Here is a 20,640-nt window from a genome sequence, read left to right as displayed (position 1 = left end):
CCAATTACCCTTTCAGAGACTGCCTTGCCATTGTTATTTCAAGGCTCTCATCATGCCCAAACGCGACAATGCCTATTGTAGAGCTTGTGTTAGCAGGGCGTGAGCCTTCTTGGAGCCTACCCGGTGTAGTACCTTAATTTCACCGCCTTTGACGGAGTTATAGGAACTAAAGAAGTGTTCGATTTCGTGCAGCATCTCATTGGAAAGGTCGGTGATTTCCTTGATGCCTTTATGCAGGCGGGCATTGGCCGCTACGGCCAGCAGCCGGTCGTTGCGCACGATGGAGCCGTCCTCTTCAAGCTGCTCAATTTCAAGCGCTCCAATTAGGCGGGCTTCCACTACACAGCCCGCAAACGTAGGCGCATCGAGTAGCAGTAACACGTCGAGTGGGTCACCGTCTTCGGCGAGAGTGGAAGGCACGAAACCGAAATCGTAGGGGAAGCTGTGGCCTTCGGGCAGCACGCCTTTCAGCATGAACACCCCTAAGTCAGGATCAAACGCCACTTTGTTGCGCTCGCCCTTAGGCGTCTCAACCACGACATGAATAAGGGTGCGCGAGTGCGCCACAAGCGCCGGTAGTTGATGCAGGGGAGTGACCATGAGCAAGACAAAAGGTTATCAGGCTCTACGGCGAGGGGTAGGGGCAATGTTATGGTCGAGGTGGGTATGTGTCTGCTTATACAAACGGTAATGTCCTGCTTCCATTACGCCTGGCATGATTCGCTCAACGCACTGTTTCAGCTATTTGCGCAAGCTTGAAGCCAGCCGACCAGAACCAGCAAAAGCTCCCGCGAAAAAGGCTCCCTACTGGTTCTAATAATGGCAGATAGCCGGTTAGCTTACTGTACGCCTTTCACTTGCATAGGCAGCACAAACACTGACTCTGAAGCTGTAATAAACAACGTCTTACGGTCTTTGCCACCGAAACAGACGTTGCCGGTCCACTCGGCGGGCACGGGGATGTGCTGGATTTTTTGACCGGCGGAGTTGTAGATTGTCACGCCTTTGCCGGTGAGGTATACGTTGCCTTGGTTGTCGATGGTCATGCCATCCGATCCTTGCTCTACAAAGAGCTGGCGGTTAGTCAGTTTGCCGTCCGTACCGATTTGGTAGCGGTAAGTTTTATTGGCTTTGATGTCGGCTACGTAAAGCTGCCGGCCATCGGGCGTACCAATGATGCCGTTGGGTTGTTGTAGCTGGTCGTCAGCTACTTGGGGTTGCTTCTGGCCTTTGGGCAGGTAGTACAGTTTTTGACCTCCGATGTTGGGGTCAGGAGCTTTGCGGGTCCAGTAGTCGCGCTGGTAGTAGGGGTCAGTGAAGTAGATAGCCTGGCTGGTTGGGTGAATCCAGAGGTCGTTGGGGCCATTGAAGCGGTGGCCTTGCACATCCTGCAAAAGCACCGTCACTTTTCCGTCCGGCGCTATCGACCAGAGCTGATTTTGCTCGTCGGCGCAGGCCAGTAGGTTGCCTTGCTTGTCGAAGTAGAGGCCATTGGCACGGCCTGATTTTTCAAGAAACACGCTGAGTTTGCCGTCGGTGCTGTACTTCCAGATCTTGTCGTTGGGCTGGTCGGTGAAATACACATTGCCAGCCTTATCTACGGCAGGGCCTTCCGTGAATTTAAACTGCTGTGCCACCAGTTTTGGGGCGACTTCGCCGGCCACTAAGCCATCGTTAGGCTTGACTTGGGCCCTGACTGCGGAGGCAACGAGCGTAAAACCAGCCGTGGCCACAAGACCGACGAGCAAAAAGCCAGGGCGGAAAATAGAAGAACTCATAAGCAGAAACGAAAGGATGCGTAGTGACGCAAGGTAAGCTGTAAGCATACGCTGCGCCGACAGTCTGGTTGAAACCGAATTACTGCACTTTCGCTGGAAGGGTAATTTTCCTGACAATCCCAAGCGGTCAGGGACCCAAACCTGCACTGCTACTTTGCCTTGCTGCTAGACTAACAAGCTGTTTCCTAAGTAAATATACAATTTACCCCGAGCCTAGTGCTACGATAAACGGTAATAGGTGATTGTTTGGTAGCAGTGTTGAAATAGAATTAAAACAATATTAATTATCGAAAATAGTAAACCCTCTATAAGAACTTAAGTTATAAGGACTGCTTCTATCTCAGTTAAATGAAACGAGCAAACCAGGCCGCGAAAGTAGACGGTTGGTGTTGCCGTACATCTTGTTTAAGTGCGTTGCTATGCTCACCGAGAAAAGAATTCCATTTAGGTACATCTTCAAGCAAATTCGCATTGACGTCGCGAGAGTGTTTCTTTTTTCAGTTTCTTTCCAACTGCTAGAGTGGTTTTTTGCTGATTACATTCCTCTTGTTCCGGGCTTGTTGCCCACCATTTTAGGTAGCGCTATTTCCCTTATCCTCGCCTTCAAAATCAATCAGTCTTACGACCGGTGGTGGGAAGCGCGTAAGGTCTGGGGCGCTATCGTCAACGATTCTCGCTCGCTGGTACTGCAACTGAAGGGCTTTCTGGAAGATGACTTGCTTGGCTACAATGCCGCACGAGAAGTTATTCGCAGAATAGGGCACCGGCAGATTGCGTGGTGCTACAGCCTAGGACAGTCGTTACGCGGCCAAAATCCGTTGGCGAATCTCGAGCAATATGTATCGGCCGACGAAGTAGCTTACCTACGGAAGCATAACAACAAGCCTTTGGCCTTGCTAGCCTTGCACACCGAGGATTTCAAGGTATTGCGTCGGCAGCAGGCGCTTGATTCCTACGAGCATGTGCAGCTCGACAACACCCTGGTCCGGCTCTGCGACTCCATGGGCAAGGCCGAGCGCATCAACAGCACGGTGTTTCCGGTAACGTACCGGATATTTATACACTTCTTTATCTACCTGTTTTTGATTGTGTTGTCGTTGGCACTGGTTGAAACCATTGGCCTGTTAGAATTGCCCATTCTGCTGGTCTTTGCGTCTTCATTCTTCCTGCTCGAGAAAACAGCTACTTATCTGCAAGACCCTTTCCGCAACCGCCCCACCGACACTCCCGTCACGGCCATTGCTCGCACCATCGAAATCAACCTCAAGCAATTGCTGGATGAGCAGGAGATTCCCAAGCCAACACTACCCGAAGCTTTCTATCTGATGTAGCTTACTGCTCTTGTGTGTAAAGAGGAATTTGAAGGCGAACAATACAGCCACCGATTAAGAAAACCCCTCAATGAAGCAGCGTGGGTTCTGAAATAAGAATCATATATAATTAACAAATTATTAGGGTGAGTTAATAGGATACAGCTAATCTTGAAATGGCTTTTGTACATAATATTAGTGTAGGTTATAGGATTCTTTGGTTGGTAGCTAAAACATTGATAGCTTACTCTGCTTAATAAAGTTGTATTCGTTTATACCCACTCGTTTTATGCAGCGCTTACTACCTTTCCTCTTAAGCCTTGTCTTGTTAAGTATATCAGGTACTGCTTTGGCGCAACAACCAGTAACTGCGCCAGCTGACTCAGCAGCGAAACCCGCTCCCCCGGTGGGTTGCCTATCTCTGACTGGTTTGGTAACCGATGAGAATTTCCGCCCCCTAACCGGTGCTACCGTACAGGTGCAAGGCATCAATGATGCATTCAGCACCAACTCCGAGGGCCGGTATATCATTACGTCCAAGAAACCACTGCCACGCCCAGCTCGCCTCAAGATCAGTGCAGTAGGGTATGAAACCGAGGAATTTGCGCAAAACACGTGCATTCCGCCCGATGTAGCCCTGCGCCTAACGCCCGGTACCCGATTCAAGCGCGACGGCCGCATCAAGAAAACGAGCTCTACCGGTAAAGTGAAGTGGTAAAGCAGGTTGCAGGCAGCGTACACTAAAGCTGTCTATACTTTCCTGTAGCACATCAACCACATTGCCGAGGCAAAGCAGAACGTGCCGGCTAGTTAATGGCGTGCTAAGTGCAATTGCCAGCAAGCTGACTTCATCACAGATAGCGCTATACGATAAGCAGTAGCGTTTGCCGGCTGCACTTCAGGCAAAGACCCCACAACTCAACAATACTGATTTAAGCAAGTGCTCGAAGCTTGCTCAATTAGGCCATATTATACTGCCACTACGCTTTACGCCACGCCTACCCAACCCTCGCGGACGGCTTGCACAACCAAGCCTACCAGTGTTTTAGCGCCCGTCTTTTGCAGCAGGGCTCGGCGGTGACTTTCCACGGTGCGCACACTTAAGCACAGTTTATCAGCTATTTCCTGATTGCAATTGTCGGCTACTACTAAGCGCAGCACTTCCACTTCGCGGTTACTGAACGGTGTGGGTGGGGCCACGCGGGTAGGGGTGATGGAGGGCGGCAGAGTCCAGTGCAGCGTACCACTCACAAAAGGCGTGATAGTAGCGAGAAGCACCGTGGGGGCCACGGTATGCGGTAATAGGGTTACCGTTCCGGCAAGAAGCAATTGTTGGCGCTGAACCGGAGTTAGGCGGGGGCCAGTGAGCACAAGCAAGGGCTGGCAACTGCGGATGCTGCGGATCTGGCGTATGAGCTCCGCGATGGGTAGGCTACTAAGGGTGCTGTCGAGCACAATCAGCGCGTAGGCTTGCTGCCGTACCAGCATAGGCAGTTGGCTGGTATCGGCCGTGACGCTACACGAGAGTAGTGGCCATTTGTCGTGGAGAGTGGATAGTAGACCTTGGCGCTGTAAGGAAGGTGGGGCAGCAACCAGTACGTTAGCGGAGTAGAGAGCGGTGGTGGGAAGCATGACTTAGTGGAAAGAATGGTAGAATAAGCACACAGCAAGGCGGCTGCCTGGAGGCGGCAAACAAGTAGGAATTGCATAGGCGTGATAGAAGAGGACAGCATTGGTTTTGCACCCAATACCTGTCAGAGCAGATAATCGAATCTAGTAGATGGCGGAAGTGATGTCAATACCTACTTCTAGGTATATTATAAGTAAATATTAGATAGGTTATTATAGTGTAACTTAGGTATTGGTAGTGTGTAGCTTCTCGGAGAAGCTGTCCGCTTACCTCAGATAATCCGTTGCACTATGGTTGTAACCCGTTCTATGAGAAGTATTTCCGCACTTTACGTCTTATTCTGCCTGCTGCTTTTTATGAGTTTCGCTGCTTCTGCTGATCCGTCAACTCAGCCACCCGCCTGGGCTCGAGAGGTTATCTGGTACCAGATATTCGTGGAGCGGTTTCATAACGGCGACCAAGCCAACGACCCGAAGCCAGTGAATTTTGCTGGCTCGTTTAAGGTGCCCGCTAACTGGACGCCTACGCTTTGGACCAGCAACTGGTACGACCCTGATGCCTGGGCCAAAGCCGCTAATCTAAACCATAACGACAACGTCAGTTTGCGGCGCTACGGGGGTGACTTGCAGGGCGTGCTCAACAAGCTAGACTATCTGCAAGAGCTAGGCGTGACGGCGCTTTACCTCAACCCTATCAACGACGCGCCTTCTCTTCACAAGTACGATGCTCGCAGCTACCACCACATTGATGTAAACTTCGGCCCCGATCCGGTGGGCGACAACCAACTGATTGCCCGCGAGAACCCCGCCGACCCTACCACCTGGCAATGGACGGCAGCCGACCGGTTATTTCTGAAACTGGTGCAAGAAGTGCACCGCCGACAGATGCGCATCATCGTCGATTATTCCTGGAACCATACGGGCGTGGAATTCTGGGCGTGGCAAGACATCCTTAAGAAACAGCAGCAGTCTGCCTACAAAGACTGGTACGACATCGTGCGCTTCAACGACCCCGCTACCCCCGGCAACGAGTTCGACTACAACGGGTGGCTAGGGTTGAAGAGCTTGCCGGAAATCAAGAAGGTGAATATCACTACGGTCCGTAAAGCAGGCCGCCCCTATGAGGGACAATTGAACGAGGGGGCCAAACAACACGTCGAGGCCGTGACGCGGCGCTGGCTCGCGCCGAATGGCAAGCCCGAAAACGGCGTAGATGGCTTCCGGTTGGATGTGGCCGATCAAGTGCCGATGGGATTCTGGCGCGACTACCGCCGATTTGTGAAAAGCATTAAGCCTGAGGCCTATTTGGTGGGCGAAGTCTGGTGGGAAGAGTGGCCCTACCGCCTCATGAATCCGGCACCTTACTTAAACGGCGACGTATTCGACGGCGTGATGTTTTACCAAGTGTATCGGCCGGCGCGCAGCTTCTTTGCGGCAGTGGCCGCTCCGCTCACGGGTCGGCAGCTGCAAGACAGCTTGGAGCGCCAATGGAACCGCCTGCCCGTCGCTTTTCCTGCCGCCCAAATGAACGTGTCGGCCTCCCACGATTCGCCCCGGCTGCTCACGTGCTTCGCCAATCCGGGTCTCTATAAGTTTAAAGCCACCCCCAACGACAACCCCGCGTATCGCACTGGTCGGCCCGACCCCGATACCTACCAGCGCGTGCGCCTCTACTTGCTGCACCAGTTCACGAGCGTGGGTGCCCCGCACATCTGGAACGGCGACGAGCTAGGCATGTGGGGCTCCGATGACCCCGACTGCCGCAAGCCCCTGTGGTGGCCCGGCTTGAAGTTTGCCCCCGAAACCCGCACCAACTACCAACCCGGCCCGAGAACCTACGACCCCGCCGGCTTCAACGCCCCGCACTTTGCGTACTACAAGCAGCTAATCCAGATGCGCAAGATTAACGCTGTCTTTAGCTCCGGGGGCCTGCAGTTCTTGCCCACTGCGGGCCGCACGCTGGCGTACACCCGTGGTACTGGCCCCGAAACGGTGTTCGTGCTCTTCAACCTCGAAGCCAGCCCCAACAATTTCCACCGCTTGCCCCGGCATCTACCGCAATCTGCTCGACAATAGTTCCGTGACGGTAGGTCGTGGTTTCGCGCTGCAGCCTCTTAGCGGCTTGGTGCTACAAAAGAGGTAGGCTAAGATCTGCAATTCGAATTGAGTTAAGCACTGAGCCCGACGCTATTGCAACACAGTACTGTTAACTAAGTAGGACAGTTGGCGCGGGCTTGGGTGCAACGCCAAAGAAATATGTTGGGGTAACGCCAACACTACATTAAACTTTCTGCGAGATTTCAGTCAGAGGTATAGCGGGGAAGCCATTCTGCTGCAATTCGCCGCTTAGGCTGTACCAAGAAAGCCCGTTACGTATGCTGCCTGCAGTTAACTCCACTGAATATCTTCAACTCGTGTATCGGCCCGACTTGCGGGTACTGATATGCCGATGGATGCAGCAAACCACCCCGCAAGATTTGCGCTCTGGCTACGGGCTTATAATGGACGAGGGAGCAAACCAGAGCTGCGCCTATTGGCTGGTTGACGCGCGGCGACGCGAACACGCCGCTAACCAACAAGATACAGCCTGGATGATGGAGGTCTATTTTCCGCAAGTGGTGGTGCGCCTGCACCAGCCAGTGTTCATTGCTTATCTATTCGCCCCCGCCCACCTCACCGACATCGAAGCCAACACCGCCATTCCACCGCTGACTTACTTCGATAACCGACCCTACCAGATTGGCCGGTTTATAGAGGAGCGCGCGGCGCTGGAGTGGCTGACAACTTGCCGAGCAGGCGCTGAAAAAAATACAGCCATATCAGCTAATTATTCGTTTACATAAGCTGAGCTATATTTACTTTTCTAACTGGCTGTTCATAGGGTGCTTAGCGTGCAGGAACGGCATACAGGTTATTGGAGTGAAGGGGCAACTTCCGCACCAAGATTTGGTTTGTCTGAAATCTGGTAAGCTCAAGTGTAATTTCTACTTTCCTCTCATCTTTCACTCTCGGCTGCAATGCCCGACCACGTCGTTCAGTTTCAGCACCTGATAGAAGAACTTCCTTCTGTTTTCTTTGTGTACGACCTAGCTAGTCAGCGTGTCACGTACGTGAACCCGGCCTACGAGCGGATGTGGAACGGCCACCGGGAGCAGGTAAACGAGGAGTTGCCCGACCTGCTCGCACGCTTGCATCCCGACGACCGTGATTACGCGGCCGACTGCTTTGCGCGGCTCAGCCAAGGCCTCTTGCGCGAGAACGTGGAATTGCGGCTGCTTGGCCCCGGAGAGGAAGTGCAATGGCTTTGCGTGCGGGCCTATTACCGGCCCGATAACGGCCACGACACGCTATCGGGCTTCATTGATGACATAACCGTCGAGAAGGCATATTCGCAAAACGCAGAGAAGTTTAACACCAAGAAAAATTCCACGCTTGAAATTCTCTCGCACGACCTAGCGGGCCCGTTGCGGCTGATGCAGAGCATGACTGGGCAACTTAACCAGCAATTACAAGAGCACCCCGACCCACATCTGCACGAATTGTTACGCGTCATCATGGTTACTTGCGGCGAAAGTGTCGACATGATCCACGATTTTGTAGACAACGAGTTTTTCGAGTCTTCCAACGTGGAACTGAAGCGGGAGCGAGTGAACCTAGTGGAACGCGTGGGTATCATGGTCGATAACTACCAGCGCACGGAATTAACCCTGGGCCTGACTTTCAGCCTGGAAGCATCAGCCGCCACCATCTACGCCAGCATCGACGAAAACAAGTTTATGCAGGTGCTAAACAATTTGGTGGGCAATGCCATCAAATTCACCCCGGCGGGCGGACACATTCGAGTAGGCCTGCGCGAAAGCGCCGATCATGTGTTGGCAACAGTGGCCGACGACGGCATCGGGATTCCTACTGATGTACAGGGCGAGCTATTCGAGCGGTTTACTAGGGCTCGCCGTCCGGGTTTGCGCGGCGAGAAAAGCACTGGGCTCGGCATGTCCATTGTGCGCACCATTGTGCTGCTGCACGAAGGGCGCATTTGGTTTGAAAGTGAAGAAGGCGAAGGCACCACCTTTTATATTGAAGTGCCTAAAGGAGTATAAACACGAAGCAGAACACCCGGTTGTCTAGGTCGAAACCAAGACAGTGTTAGAGGGGAAGTAAGAATATACAACCCTTAATTCCTCAGGATACGTACTTTTGAAGCGTATAAGTGAAATGCGCTTAGCGCAGTAGCCTCTTCCCCACACCACACTATCATCTGGAGTATGAGTAGCGAAAATCAAAAGCAAATGCTGTTTCAGGACATGGAGGAACGCCTCACGCGGTTGGGCTTCTCCATCGACAAGCAGGACCAAACCCGACCATGGGGTGGTTTCTTCGTGATTGACGAGACGCAGGCTCCTGCCTTTGCCGACACGTATTTCGAAGGAATGCCAGTAGATGATTTGCGAATTTCGGGCAAGCTAAGCCCTAAAATTCTGATTGTGGCCCCGCAGAAGCGGTTGTCGTGGCAGTACCACCACCGGCGTGCCGAAGTATGGAAAGTATTGCAAGGACCCGTTGGCGTAGTCACCAGCAACACCGACGAAGAAGGAGAACTCCGCATCTACGAGCCTGGTGAGCTAATCACGCTCAAGCAAGGTGAGCGGCACCGCCTCGTCGGCCTCGACTCGTGGGGCGTACTAGCTGAAATCTGGCAGCACACCGACGCTTCCAACCCTTCCGACGAAGACGACATCGTGCGCGTACAAGACGATTTCGGCCGCTAGGTCACGCTTCATTCTCTATCTCAAGGCATCATGCCGAGCTTACCAAGCAATCTGCCCGTGTGGGTGGACTGCTTGGCAAGCTCGGCATGACGCGTTAGTAGAGTACGGGTTAGTGGCTTGTGAATGAAAAGCAGAAACCTCGCGGAATACCACCTCGACAACACCTCTGGTGCGCCGGAAGCCGTAGTAGCCTAGGCGGAGCAATTGCTTTCCGCTTTTGGTTATCTGCTTTCCTGCTGTTTTCGTGTCCAACGCGCCTGCTTCTACCGCTCCTACTGCCGAGCCGCCTTCATCTAAAGTTGCTATTGTAGCAGCTCTGGCCGCCAACTTGGCTATTGCCATCATCAAATTCATAGCGGCTGGCTTCACGGGTAGCTCTGCCATGCTAGCCGAAGGCATCCATTCCGTAGTAGATACTGCCAACGAGTGGTTGTTGCTGCTGGGCTTGCGCAAAAGCCAGCGGCCAGCCCACGAAGGGCGGCCCTTCGGCTACGGCCGAGAGCTGTATTTCTGGTCTTTTATTGTTGCCATCTTCATTTTCGCAATTGGGGGCGGTATTTCCGTGTATGAGGGTATCGAGCATCTGCGCCACCCAACTCCTATGGGCAACCCCCTCTGGAACTACGTGGTATTGGGGCTGGCCTTCCTCTTCGATGGCGCCTCGTTCCTCGTAGCGCGTCGCACGTTCAATGCCCAGCGCAAAGGACAAAGCTTCTGGCGGGCTTTTCGCAGCAGCAAAGACCCTTCTACTTTTGTCGTGCTCTTCGAAGATGCCGCCGATCTGCTCGGCCTGCTGGTGGCATTTCTAGGAGTTTTTCTGAGCCATTACTTCAACAAGCCTGCCCTCGATGGCGTTGCGTCGTTGCTCATCGGTGTGATTTTGTTGGTGGTTGCGGGATTGTTGCTGCGCGAAAACAAGAGCTTGTTGCTTGGCGAACCTGCTGAGGCGGCTATGCTACAAGAAGTAACCACGCTAGTGAGTGCCGACGCCGCCGTGGTGGCTACCGATGCGCCACTTTCATCGTACCTGAGTCCGCACGAAATTCTGCTGGTGCTGCGCGTCGAGTTCCAGCCAACTCTAACAGCAAAGCAACTCACTGAAGCCGTTGGCCGCCTGGAAGCAGCTGTTCGGAATCACTGCCCCGATGTTCGACATGTGTTTGTCGAGCCTTGTTTCGTGCAGCACAGCGCATCACCGAAGCCACACGCTGTAGCCCGTTAGGCAACCACTTTGCTGGCGGCCGGATCTTCGGCTGGCACGGGTTCGCGCCGCTTGCCCAGGATATAACGTGAGCCGCGCTCTTGGCTGAAGTAGCTAGTAGTCCAGTTCATGAACACGGCCAAGCGGTTGCGGAACCCTACCAGGGCAATCAAGTGCACAAACACCCACATCAACCACGCAAAAAAGCCCTGCGTTTTCCATTCTTTGCCACCTAGCTTAAGGTCGGCTACGGCATGGTTACGGCCAATGGTAGCCATAGCTCCTTGGTCGTGGTACCGGAAAGGCCGCATTGGCTCGCCGGCGAGTTGGCGCGTGAGGTTCTCACCGAGCAGCTTGCCTTGCTGAATAGCGGGCTGCGCTACCATGGGGTGACCCTCCGGGTACTCCTCCGTAATCATGGCGGCAATGTCGCCGATGGCGTAGACGTTGGTGTAGCCCGCTATTTGGTTGTAGACGTTTACTGTGTATCGGTTGCCTTTGCGGATGCTTTCCGGGCGAATGCCTTCGATGGGGGCGCCGGCCACGCCGGCTGCCCAGATCAGGGTGCGCGTAATCAGCTTTTCGCCGGTGTTGAGCGTAACGGTGTAGCCGTCGTAAGATTTCACCCGCCGGTCGAGCAGCACCTTCACCCCAAATTCCTGCAGGTATTCCAGCGCCTTCTCAGATGCTTCCTTAGACATGCCCTTGAGCAGCGAATCACCACTCTGAATCAGGCAGATATCCATTTCCCGGAAGTCAATATCCCGGTAGTCTTTCGGGAAAATGTGCTTGCGCAGCTCACTTAATGCGCCAGCCACTTCCACGCCGGTTGGGCCGCCACCCACAATCACGAAGTCGAGCAAGCTGTTGAGCTGCTCCCGGTCGCCGACCTGCAGGGCTTTTTCGAAGTTGGAAAGCACGGTGTTGCGTAGCTCTACCGCGTCTTCCACGCTCTTGATGGCCACCGAATGCCGCGCCATTTCTTCGTCGCCGAAGTAATTGGTGGTGGCGCCGGTGGCAATAACTAGGTGGTCGTAGTGAATCAGGCCAATCGAGGTTTTCAGAACCTGCGCGGCGGTATCGACGTGTAACACCTCGGCCATGCGAAAGCTAAGGTTGTCTTGGTCTTTGAGAATCTTGCGAAACGGTGAGATAATAGCCGATGCTTCCAAGCCGGCCGTGGCCACCTGGTACATCAAAGGCTGAAACGTGTGGTAGTTCTGCTTGTCAACCAGCACCACTTGCATGTTGGTGTCGCGCAGGGCTTTGGCGAGTTCCAGGCCGCCGAAGCCACCTCCCACAATTACCACCCGGGGTTTGCCAACTTGTTCTATTTTGGCTAGTTCTTCCATTGAGCTGCGCATTAGTTGCTGCTTCATACTTAACAGCTAGCAGAATAGTTGTTTGAAAGCGGCTGGCAGTTTTCTGCAAACCTCTTGGCCAGCTATTCCTCGAAAGTGTGAAACCGTGCATAAGGTACGTGGCTAGGTTGCTTTTCAACCTATAGATCGGGCAGTAGCTCCATTGCCTGACCAATTTGTTTGGTGTTTTTCATTAGATGCTAGACTTTGGAAGGAACAAAAAACAACTGGCTTATAGTCCTTGGTTTTTTGCTAGCTCAACCTTTTATCTTTACTAGTGCCTCGCTAGCACAACCGTACGTGCTGGTTTGTAAAGGCAGTGTATGCAGCTTCAACCCGTACTTGCCGCCGAAGGAATTACCATCAGTTACGATTCGACCAACAATTGGCTATATGTTGATTGGCAAGGGGAACACAACCAAGAAAGCTCGCGGGCGGCCTGTATGCTGATGCTGGAAGCGCTACGGGCGTGGCCCTGCCACAAAATCCTCAACGACAATTCCAATATCACCCGCACCAGCGTGGAGCTGTCGTTGTGGGGCGTTTGGTGGTTAGAGGAAATGCTGCGGGCGGGCCTACAGCATATTGCGTGGGTGTTTTCGCGCAACTTTGCTGCCCGGCAAGCCTCCGAAACCGTCCTGATGAATATCCAACATCCTGTTATTGGCACTTTCGATGATGTGGCGTCGGCTTACATTTGGCTGCAACAGCAACGTCCGGGGCTGCACTAAATCAGTGGACAATAAGTGGGTAAAAGGTACAGGGTATTTGCCTAGGCGGCACTTGGTTAGTTGATTCAATGGCAAGAAATTCAAGTAGATCCAAGCAGGGCGCAGAGTATGGGTTCGGGAGGTGTATGGCCAATTACGGCTCTACTTTCGTACTTTAAGGTATACCATTCCCCCTTGTGCCGTGCGAAATCTATTGCTTGTTTGCTTCTGCTGTTGCTGCATCTGTTTGCGGGCAGCAGCCCAACTACCGCCCACTCCCCGGCAGCTTTACCCTGGCTTGTTTGAGGCCGTGCAGCTAGGTCGGATATTTCCCGATAATAAGACGTTCGTGGATATGGTACCCCGCCGCGATACGCCCGCCCGCATCGTCGCCGACTACGAGCAGCAACGCACTCAGCCGGGCTTCAACCTGACGACTTTCGTAAAGGACCGCTTCCAGCTGCCCAACACCGACACGACCACTTATCGTAGCAATATAGCAACTGGCCTACGGCTGCACCTCGATACGCTGTGGCGGGTGCTCCAACGCCGTCCCCTCGATTCGGTGTCTCGCTATTCGTCGTTGCTGCTACTGCCGCGGCCATATCTGGTGCCGGGCGGTCGGTTCCGGGAGGTGTACTACTGGGACTCCTATTTCACGATGCTCGGCTTGCGCGAAGCCCACCGGACCACCCTGATCCGCAACATGACCGATAACTTCGCCTACCTGCTCAACCGCTACGGCTTCATTCCCAACGGCAACCGCACCTACTACCTTACCCGCTCGCAGCCCCCATTTTTTTCGTTGATGGTGCAGCTGCTGGCCCAGGAGCAAGGCGACTCGGTGCTGGTGCGCTACCAGCCGCAACTGCTGCGCGAGTATGCTTACTGGATGGCGGGTGCCGATTCGCTGAAGCCTGGCACTGCCACGCGCCGCGTGATGCGCATGCCCGGCGGCGAATTGCTGAACCGGTACTGGGACGAAAGCACCGAGCCGCGGGAAGAATCGTATGGCATTGATGTGGATGCGGCCCGCAAAAGCACGCGTCTACCTTCACAGTTTTACCGCGATGTTCGGGCCGCGGCAGCTTCCGGCTGGGACTTCAGTACCCGCTGGTTTGGAGCCGACGGCACGTTAGGGTCTATCCGCACCACCGAACTGGTGCCCGTCGATTTGAACTGCTTGATGCTGGCGCTGGAAGAAACCGTGGCTCGCTCCTACACGGTGCAAGGCCAGAGCACTGCGGCTCGTACGTGGCAGCAGAAAGCGAAAAAGCGCCGCAGTGCCATTCAGCGCTACAATTGGAATAAGGCTGTTGGGTGGTTCACCGACTACGATTTCACGCAGAAGCGTCCCGCCGCTATTCGCACGATGGCGGGAGTGTATCCGCTGGCTTTTGGCGTAGCTACCGCGCGCCAAGCAAGCCAAGTAGCCGCTGGCCTCAAAGCTGATTTCTTGAAAGATGGTGGGCTGCTTACCACCCTCAACACCAGCGGCCAGCAGTGGGACGCGCCCAATGCCTGGGCACCGTTGCAATACATGGCCGTGCAAGGTCTTACTCGCTACAACCAGAAACCCCTCGCCGATACTATCACTGTCCGTTGGGTGCGCCTAAACACGCGCGTGTTCCAGCAAACCGGTAAGCTACTAGAGAAGTACAACGTCACCGACACGCATCTCCCTGCCGGGGGCGGCGAGTATCCGCTGCAAGACGGCTTCGGCTGGACCAACGGGGTGTTGCTTAACCTACTCAACCGCTCTGCCCGTCCGCAGCCTAACAACCAGTAGGACAGAGCGCTGAGACTGCATAGCTGATCTTGCGCTAGCGACACAGGTCGTTACTTGTTTGCGGCCACCTTAATTCAAAGCTTGTTCTTCAATCATCAAGTAGGTAAGAAGGAGAGCATTATAGAGTTATGGACGAACTACCCGCGCCTTATCACCCCGAAAACCCGGCTCCTGATCCGTGGGCAACGCTAAAAGCGTATACGGCTGCTCGCATAGCACTTGGCCGGACTGGTACCAGTGTGCCCCTCCGTGAGGCGCTGGCTTTTCGGTTAGCCCACGCGCACGCCCGCGATGCTGTATACTCGGCCCTGGTCCCCGACAAACTGCTCGCAGATTTGGCGCCTTTGCAATTGCCCGTGCTACAAGTTCGCAGCAAAGCCCACGACCGGCAAGAGTATCTGCAACGCCCAGACTTAGGGCGGCAACTGCACGAAGAAGCTCATGCGCTGTTGAAAGAACATGGTCCTCAAGACTTTGATGTCGCCTTTATCTTAGCCGACGGCCTATCGGCCGAGGCAGTGAATATGCACGCCGTACCGTTGTTGCAACGGCTTTTGCCTAAGCTGCAGCAAGCAGGTTTGCGAGTGGCGCCGCTCGTACTCGCAACGCAGGCCCGGGTGGCAATCGGGGATGAAATAGGCGAACTACTGCGGGCGCAACTCGCCTTGATTCTGATTGGCGAACGGCCCGGCCTCAGCTCGCCCGACAGCCTAGGTGCCTATTTCACCTACGGCCCCCGGCCCGGCCTCACCGACGAAGCGCGCAACTGCGTTTCCAACATTCGCCCTGAAGGGCTCAACTACGATCTGGCAGCAGATCGACTCTTCTTTCTGATAAGTGAATCGCTCCGCCGAAAACTGTCCGGAGTTCAGCTGAAAGACGATACCCTACAACTCACCTAGCTCTACAACTACTCGTTGCCATATTGCCCGTCATGCTGAGCGGAGCCGAAGCATCTCGCGTGCTGACACCAGATTAGTAACCAGACATCAGCACGCGAGATGCTTCGACTGCGCTCAGCATGACAGTGCGTTTTTTTAGTGCCAGCACTTTAAAGGCTTAGGCAAGCGGATGCTAGGTTCAGCAGGGCCGTCCTAGAAACAGCATAACCAACAGTAACTTTTTAGCTACTAACTATCGAGAGTTGTTGACGCTGGTGGTTTTGTAGAGGTACCAGCCTTTTGCAATGGGCCTGACGACAATCAGCCGGTCGGGGTTCATCTTGGGTACGTCGGCGGCTTTGGGTTGGTAAAGTAGCCCGACGGTGTTGTCGATGCGGCCCCCAATGATGAACTCGATGCAGGAACTGCAATCAGTATCCTGCTGCGTGACGCGGCTGATATAGAGCTTGCGGAGCAAAGTGCGCACTTCCGGGTCGGTGTTGGCTGCTGCTTCGTTGGCGGCAGTTGTGTCGGCGGAAAGATATTTGCGCGTCTGGACTAGGCGGAGGACTTTCTGAAAATCAGTTTGGTGGTGCGTGAAATGGTCGATGATGTCGGCATCGGCGCCAATCCAGAGCTTAAGGTTGCCCACGGTGAAGTCGTGGTCGGCATCGGGATGCTTCTGGTTATACTGGGCGACTTCGGCGGGAGGCATAGTAGTTAGCAGCTTCAGCATGGGTGGCCCAAGCTGCGTCATCGACAAGCTCCGAATGGCTTGCAGCTTCCACGCATCATCTTCTTTAGCAAAGTGCAGATAGAAGTCGTTGCGGCTCAAAGAGTCGCGCAATTCCACAGCCACTACCGCGGTGCTGGCGCCCTGCTGTAGCAGTTGGCAACTGCGTTGCAAGCGGGCCGGAATCTGCTGGCCGAGTGTTTGCGTTTTGGCTTGCTGCTCGGCTTCGCAGCACAGATGCTCCTTCATTTCGGGCCAGCCATCCTTGTCCACAAATTCGCGGGCAATTTGCAAAGGCTCCAAAGGCGGACTCGCTACCAATGCCTGCGGCAAGCACAATAGAAGGAAAAAGAAAAAATACTTCATCGAATAAGCCAAAACAACTGTCTAATAGCCTGTAAACGCGGTAAGCTAACTTCCAAGGTAAGCAGAATGGTGGTATTGATGCGCTTACCAAAGAGCGTAAGGAGTTCAAGCAAACACCTAAGCACAAGCACAGCGGTAGTGTAAAAAACATTTGGCGCTACCGTCGTGCTTACGTCCAGGCTGTACTCTGCTTCAACTAAGTAGACCACTGCTGCGCCCGTACACACCACCCAACACTGTCTCTGTGCTATTAACTCCCTTAGAGGAAAATCCTTTAAGCGTTGGGCTTGCTGGCAACGTTGCCGACATCGATTGCGCAAAGAAATACGCTTGCTACTTCCCACGCCGCCTGCTATTTCAGTAATATCAAGCTACGGTTGTGGGTCCATCTGCGGCTTGTTGCCCGGTTTGGCTTCTACCTTTCATTTGCGCTGTCAGTCTGCTTGTATGTTTTTTGCTTCTATGTTTCGCCACTCGTATCGGGCTTATTGTCTATCTGCTACAGTTGTTGGGTTGGGGTTGCTGGCCATGATGGGGGCTGGGCCGGTGGCTACACCGCCAGTGGCATTTCCAGGAGCGGAAGGAGCGGGCCGTTACACTTCCGGCGGTCGGGGCTCGGTTGCCGTGCCAACTACCGTTTTCGAAGTCACCAACCTCAAAGACGACGACCAGCCTGGTAGCCTGCGCTACGCGCTAACCAAACCGGCCGCGGCGCGCACCATCGTGTTTCGGGTGTCGGGCACCATTCACCTAGCTTCGCCGCTCATTATCAGCAAGTCCAATACTACCATTGCGGGACAAACGGCACCGGGCGACGGTATTTGCTTGGCGGATTATCCGGTGGGGTTGAAAGCCAACAATGTCGTTATCCGGTTTGTGCGCTTCCGCATGGGCGACAAAAACCAGAACAAGGGGCAAGTAGATGGAGCCGGCGGCGACGATGCCTTTGGCGGCATGCGCAACAGCCGCCTTATCGTGGACCATTGCACCATGAGCTGGTCGACGGACGAGTGTTTTTCGGTGTACGAAGGCGACAGTACTACTTTGCAGTGGAACCTAATCAGCGAGCCGCTCAACTACTCCTACCACTTCGAAACCGGCGACAAAGATTTCGAGCAGCACGGGTTTGGGGGCATCTGGGGCGGGCAGCACGCCACCATGCACCATAACTTGTTTGCGAGCTGCAAAAACCGCACGCCCCGCTTCAACGGCAGCCGCTACACGCACTCCGCGGGCTTCGAAAACGTGGATTTCCGCAACAATGTGCTTTACAATTGGGGCGAAAACAACGTGTACGCTGGCGAAGGCGGCAACTACAACATCGTCAACAACTACTACAAATACGGCCCCTCCACCAAAGAAAACGTGAAGGCGCGGGTGCTGAACCCCTACAAGATCGAGAAAGGCGCTAACCCGCTGCCCTACGGTAAGTTCTATGTGACAGGCAACTATGTAGACGCCAGCGCCGACGTGACTCGACACAACTGGCTCGGTGTAACCATGAATGGCGGTGCCGCCGCCGACACGGTGCAAGCCAAAGCTACTGCCCCTTTCGATTTAGGACCTACCGCCACCCAAACGGCCGCCGATGCCTACAAGTCTGTACTACAGCATGTTGGGGCCAGTTTGCCCAAGCGCGATACCCTCGACCAGCGCATTATTCGCAATGTGGTCAACCGTACCGGCCGCATCATCGATGTGCAGGGCGGCTACCCACATGGCACTCCCTACACGGTTTCTCAGAAAGCGTGGCCGGTTCTAGCTTCTAAACCAGCTCCCGCCGATACCGACCACGACGGCATGCCCGATGCCTGGGAAACACGCCAGCGCCTCAACCCCAAAGACCCCGCCGACCGCGCCAAACTGGACGCAAGCGGCTACACTATGCTGGAAGTCTATTTGAATAGCCTCGTCACGCCAGTTGCCACTGTCAAGTAAGTTGGCGGTAAAACCAAGTATCACCTGAATAAGAGAAGGCCACAGCAGACGTCTGCTGTGGCCTTCTCTTTTTTTGTCGGTGGCGGTGGAGAGTTGCGGCAGTAGGAACGGCATGGTTGACAACAAGATACCTGCCGCTAGCCAAGTATATTGCCGCCTAAATAGGTAACTCTATGAGACAGTATTTGCTATTGCTAGCTATGGCTTTGCACCTGCCAGTCGCCGCCCAAACGCAACCTGGCAGCCTGGCCGACAGTGGCACGTTTGTGCTCCACAAATTCGAGCAGCCGATTGGCAAAGAAACGTACCGGCTTACCCGCACCGCGCAAACCCTGACTTACGACGTGGATTTCCGGTTTGTGGACCGGGGCGCGACGGTGCCGTTGCAAGCTAAGCTGGTCGTGACGCCGGACCTGTCGCCCGTGAGTTTGGCTATCAAAGGCAGTACCTCGCGCTTTTCTACTATTAACGATACCATCCGGATTCAAGGGCAGACGGCTCGTATTCAAGTGAATGACAAAGTGGAGACGCGGCCGTTGGCACCGTTGAGTTTTCCGGTAGCGGGCTATTCGCCGGGTACCGTGCAGATGGTGCTCTTGCAGTACTGGCAGCAGCATGGTCGGCCCACTAGCCTTCCTATTTTGCCCACCGGCACCGTCCGCATCACCCACGATGGACAAGACAAGCTCACCTTCCAAAACAAGCCGCTGGTGCTGGAGCGCTACGTATTGAAGGGCTTGGTATGGGGCAACGAATTGCTCTGGACCGATCAGCAAGGCCGACTGATGTGCGTCATCACCAACGACGCCGAAGGCGACAAGCTGGAAATGATGTGGCAACCCTATGAAAGCCTGCTTCCTACGCTCATCGGCAAGGCAGCCACCTACGGCATGCGACTATTTACCTCAGCCACGGATGCCGCAACCACCAAACCAAAGTCGGTGCTGGCCATTACGGGTGGTACGGTGGTAGATGTGGTGCAGGGCCGCACGATTCCGAATGCGGTGGTGCTCGTTGAAAACGGGAAGATCAAGCAGGTTGGGGCGGCCGGCACCGTAAAGATTCCCAAGAAAGTGGAAGTAATTCGTGCGGACGGGCAAACCATACTGCCGGGATTGTGGGACATGCACGCACACTTTCAGCAGCCCGAATGGGGACCTGCTTATTTGGCCGCCGGCGTCACGACGGTGCGCGACTGTGGCAATGAGTTCAGCTACATCAACGCCATTCAGCAGGCCATTGATGCGGGCCAGGGCGTGGGGCCGCACATCCTCAAGGCTGGTATTATTGATGGCGACGGACCCGGCGCACTAGGCATCGTGCGGGCCAATACGCCTGCCGAAGCCGCGCAGGTGGTGCAGCGCTACAAAGCCAATGGCTTCGCCCAAATCAAGCTTTATAGCTCGCTGAAACCGGAAATCGTACGGGCCATTTGCACCGAAGCGCACCGTGTGGGGCTAAGCGTCACTGGCCATATTCCCGAGGGCATGACTATTTATCAGGGGGTGCAGGCCGGCATGGACCAAGTGAACCACATTCAATATGTGGCAAAGGCCATGCCGCGCAACCCCGACCGGTCCATCAACTTTCAAGATACGGCCAGCACCCGGGTGCTCCAGTTCCTCAAGCAGCATCAAACGGTTATCGACCCCACGGAGGGCGTGTACGAAATGTTTCTGCGCTCCACCAAAGACGACATCAAGGCACTAGAGCCGGCCTTTGCCGGGTTGCCCCAAGCTCTGCAACCCCTGTTCCTGAACATGGGCATGCCGCCCGCTGATGCCGACAAAGCCCGGCCCTTCCAAAAAAGCCTGGTTGCTCTCGTTAAAATATTGTACGACAACGGTATACCCATTGTGGCGGGCACCGACATGGTTTTCCCTGGCACGAGCTTGGCGCGAGAGTTGGAACTGTATGTGGAGGCCGGTCTTACGCCCATGCAAGCTCTGCAAACTGCCACCATCACGCCTGCCCGCGTAATGAAGCAAGACCAGCGCACCGGTTCCGTCGAAGCCGGCAAGCAAGCCGACCTAATTATCATCGATGGCAACCCCTTGCAGCAGATACGCGACGTCCGCAAGGTGAAGCTGGTGCTGAAAGACGGCCGCCTATACGAGCCCGCGCGTATGCGCCAGCTAGCGGATTATCAGCAGTAAGTGGTGGCCGGCTTTTAAA

The 20,640-nt window shown here is 54.6% G+C and carries 17 protein-coding genes; 12 read left to right on the top strand and 5 right to left on the bottom strand.

The genetic code is table 11. From position 1 onward, the window contains the following. Window positions 1–72: 72 nt before the first annotated feature. Both MUN86_RS21170 and MUN86_RS21165 read right to left on the bottom strand, forming a co-directional pair. Window positions 73–600 (bottom strand): inorganic diphosphatase, encoded by a 528-nt coding sequence (locus MUN86_RS21170; protein ID WP_245119972.1) that lies wholly within the window; start codon window positions 598–600, stop codon window positions 73–75. A gap of 239 nt (window positions 601–839) precedes the next feature. Continuing rightward, a complete protein-coding gene (locus MUN86_RS21165; RefSeq protein WP_245119971.1) occupies window positions 840–1,778 on the bottom strand; it encodes an SMP-30/gluconolactonase/LRE family protein in 939 nt (312 codons plus the stop codon). 419 nt (window positions 1,779–2,197) lie between these two features. Between MUN86_RS21165 and MUN86_RS21160 the strand changes: the two genes are divergently transcribed. After that, window positions 2,198–3,109: a bestrophin family protein gene (locus MUN86_RS21160; RefSeq protein WP_245119970.1), complete on the top strand. Its 912-nt coding sequence runs from the start codon at window positions 2,198–2,200 to the stop codon at window positions 3,107–3,109. A gap of 385 nt (window positions 3,110–3,494) precedes the next feature. Further along, complete coding sequence (locus tag MUN86_RS21155) at window positions 3,495–3,806, top strand: carboxypeptidase regulatory-like domain-containing protein (protein ID WP_245119969.1); 312 nt, start codon at window positions 3,495–3,497, stop codon at window positions 3,804–3,806. A 269-nt stretch (window positions 3,807–4,075) separates the two neighbouring features. Here MUN86_RS21155 and MUN86_RS21150 read toward each other — a convergent pair whose 3' ends face one another. Next, complete coding sequence (locus MUN86_RS21150) at window positions 4,076–4,720, bottom strand: helix-turn-helix transcriptional regulator (protein WP_245119968.1); 645 nt, start codon at window positions 4,718–4,720, stop codon at window positions 4,076–4,078. A 354-nt stretch (window positions 4,721–5,074) separates the two neighbouring features. Here MUN86_RS21150 and MUN86_RS21145 point away from each other — a divergent pair, with 354 nt between their 5' ends. The 5 genes from MUN86_RS21145 to MUN86_RS21125 all read left to right on the top strand — a co-directional run bounded on the left by MUN86_RS21145 (window position 5,075) and on the right by MUN86_RS21125 (window position 10,708). Then, window positions 5,075–6,793 carry a glycoside hydrolase family 13 protein gene (locus tag MUN86_RS21145; RefSeq protein ID WP_245119967.1) on the top strand — a complete coding sequence of 573 codons (1,719 nt, stop codon included), beginning with the start codon at window positions 5,075–5,077 and terminating at the stop codon, window positions 6,791–6,793. A gap of 299 nt (window positions 6,794–7,092) precedes the next feature. Continuing rightward, window positions 7,093–7,560, top strand: a complete 468-nt coding sequence (locus tag MUN86_RS21140; RefSeq protein ID WP_245119966.1) for a hypothetical protein — start codon at window positions 7,093–7,095, stop codon at window positions 7,558–7,560. Between the two features lie 174 nt (window positions 7,561–7,734). Continuing rightward, window positions 7,735–8,817 carry a PAS domain-containing sensor histidine kinase gene (locus tag MUN86_RS21135; protein WP_245119965.1) on the top strand — a complete coding sequence of 361 codons (1,083 nt, stop codon included), beginning with the start codon at window positions 7,735–7,737 and terminating at the stop codon, window positions 8,815–8,817. 165 nt (window positions 8,818–8,982) lie between these two features. Continuing rightward, window positions 8,983–9,486, top strand: a complete 504-nt coding sequence (locus MUN86_RS21130; protein ID WP_245119964.1) for a cupin domain-containing protein — start codon at window positions 8,983–8,985, stop codon at window positions 9,484–9,486. A 244-nt stretch (window positions 9,487–9,730) separates the two neighbouring features. Then, a complete protein-coding gene (locus tag MUN86_RS21125) occupies window positions 9,731–10,708 on the top strand; it encodes a cation diffusion facilitator family transporter (protein ID WP_245119963.1) in 978 nt (325 codons plus the stop codon). Here the strand turns inward: MUN86_RS21125 and MUN86_RS21120 are convergent. Then, complete coding sequence (locus MUN86_RS21120) at window positions 10,705–12,066, bottom strand: NAD(P)/FAD-dependent oxidoreductase (RefSeq protein WP_245119962.1); 1,362 nt, start codon at window positions 12,064–12,066, stop codon at window positions 10,705–10,707. The two genes, MUN86_RS21125 and MUN86_RS21120, sit on opposite strands and share 4 nt — an antisense overlap. Before the next feature lie 305 nt (window positions 12,067–12,371). Between MUN86_RS21120 and MUN86_RS21115 the strand changes: the two genes are divergently transcribed. From MUN86_RS21115 to eutC, 3 genes are all read left to right on the top strand, one after another. Beyond that, complete coding sequence (locus tag MUN86_RS21115; RefSeq protein ID WP_245119961.1) at window positions 12,372–12,779, top strand: hypothetical protein; 408 nt, start codon at window positions 12,372–12,374, stop codon at window positions 12,777–12,779. 181 nt (window positions 12,780–12,960) lie between these two features. Beyond that, window positions 12,961–14,547, top strand: coding sequence for an alpha,alpha-trehalase TreF (treF, locus tag MUN86_RS21110; RefSeq protein ID WP_245119960.1), 1,587 nt, complete (start codon window positions 12,961–12,963; stop codon window positions 14,545–14,547). Window positions 14,548–14,675: 128 nt separating this feature from the next. Continuing rightward, the gene (eutC, locus tag MUN86_RS21105; RefSeq protein ID WP_245119959.1) at window positions 14,676–15,449 is read left to right on the top strand and encodes an ethanolamine ammonia-lyase subunit EutC; all 774 of its coding nucleotides are present in this window, start codon (window positions 14,676–14,678) and stop codon (window positions 15,447–15,449) included. A gap of 232 nt (window positions 15,450–15,681) precedes the next feature. On the opposite strand, the gene MUN86_RS21100 is transcribed toward eutC, so the two are convergent. Continuing rightward, window positions 15,682–16,494: a hypothetical protein gene (locus MUN86_RS21100; protein ID WP_245119958.1), complete on the bottom strand. Its 813-nt coding sequence runs from the start codon at window positions 16,492–16,494 to the stop codon at window positions 15,682–15,684. A 495-nt stretch (window positions 16,495–16,989) separates the two neighbouring features. Between MUN86_RS21100 and MUN86_RS21095 the strand changes: the two genes are divergently transcribed. Both MUN86_RS21095 and MUN86_RS21090 read left to right on the top strand, forming a co-directional pair. Then, on the top strand, window positions 16,990–18,465 hold the full coding sequence (locus MUN86_RS21095; protein ID WP_245119957.1) for a pectate lyase family protein: 1,476 nt from the start codon (window positions 16,990–16,992) through the stop codon (window positions 18,463–18,465). A gap of 173 nt (window positions 18,466–18,638) precedes the next feature. Next, window positions 18,639–20,621, top strand: coding sequence for an amidohydrolase family protein (locus MUN86_RS21090; protein ID WP_245119956.1), 1,983 nt, complete (start codon window positions 18,639–18,641; stop codon window positions 20,619–20,621). Window positions 20,622–20,640: the final 19 nt, after the last annotated feature.

The sequence above is a fragment of the Hymenobacter volaticus genome, assembly GCF_022921055.1.
Lineage (GTDB): Bacteria > Bacteroidota > Bacteroidia > Cytophagales > Hymenobacteraceae > Hymenobacter > Hymenobacter volaticus.
This window is presented reverse-complemented; position numbering and strand designations above follow the sequence as displayed.

What these genes read in the sequence shown, in the direction of transcription:
- MUN86_RS21150 (WP_245119968.1), bottom strand. Translation starts at nt 4,720, where the DNA reads ATGCTTCCCACCACCGCTCTCTACTCCGCTAACGTACTGGTTGCTGCC.
- MUN86_RS21120 (WP_245119962.1), bottom strand. Translation starts at nt 12,066, where the DNA reads ATGAAGCAGCAACTAATGCGCAGCTCAATGGAAGAACTAGCCAAAATA.
- MUN86_RS21130 (WP_245119964.1), top strand. Translation starts at nt 8,983, where the DNA reads ATGAGTAGCGAAAATCAAAAGCAAATGCTGTTTCAGGACATGGAGGAA.
- MUN86_RS21140 (WP_245119966.1), top strand. Translation starts at nt 7,093, where the DNA reads ATGCTGCCTGCAGTTAACTCCACTGAATATCTTCAACTCGTGTATCGG.
- MUN86_RS21160 (WP_245119970.1), top strand. Translation starts at nt 2,198, where the DNA reads ATGCTCACCGAGAAAAGAATTCCATTTAGGTACATCTTCAAGCAAATT.
- MUN86_RS21135 (WP_245119965.1), top strand. Translation starts at nt 7,735, where the DNA reads ATGCCCGACCACGTCGTTCAGTTTCAGCACCTGATAGAAGAACTTCCT.
- MUN86_RS21145 (WP_245119967.1), top strand. Translation starts at nt 5,075, where the DNA reads ATGAGTTTCGCTGCTTCTGCTGATCCGTCAACTCAGCCACCCGCCTGG.
- MUN86_RS21170 (WP_245119972.1), bottom strand. Translation starts at nt 600, where the DNA reads ATGGTCACTCCCCTGCATCAACTACCGGCGCTTGTGGCGCACTCGCGC.
- MUN86_RS21095 (WP_245119957.1), top strand. Translation starts at nt 16,990, where the DNA reads ATGTTTCGCCACTCGTATCGGGCTTATTGTCTATCTGCTACAGTTGTT.
- MUN86_RS21165 (WP_245119971.1), bottom strand. Translation starts at nt 1,778, where the DNA reads ATGAGTTCTTCTATTTTCCGCCCTGGCTTTTTGCTCGTCGGTCTTGTG.
- MUN86_RS21115 (WP_245119961.1), top strand. Translation starts at nt 12,372, where the DNA reads ATGCAGCTTCAACCCGTACTTGCCGCCGAAGGAATTACCATCAGTTAC.
- eutC (WP_245119959.1), top strand. Translation starts at nt 14,676, where the DNA reads ATGGACGAACTACCCGCGCCTTATCACCCCGAAAACCCGGCTCCTGAT.
- MUN86_RS21090 (WP_245119956.1), top strand. Translation starts at nt 18,639, where the DNA reads ATGAGACAGTATTTGCTATTGCTAGCTATGGCTTTGCACCTGCCAGTC.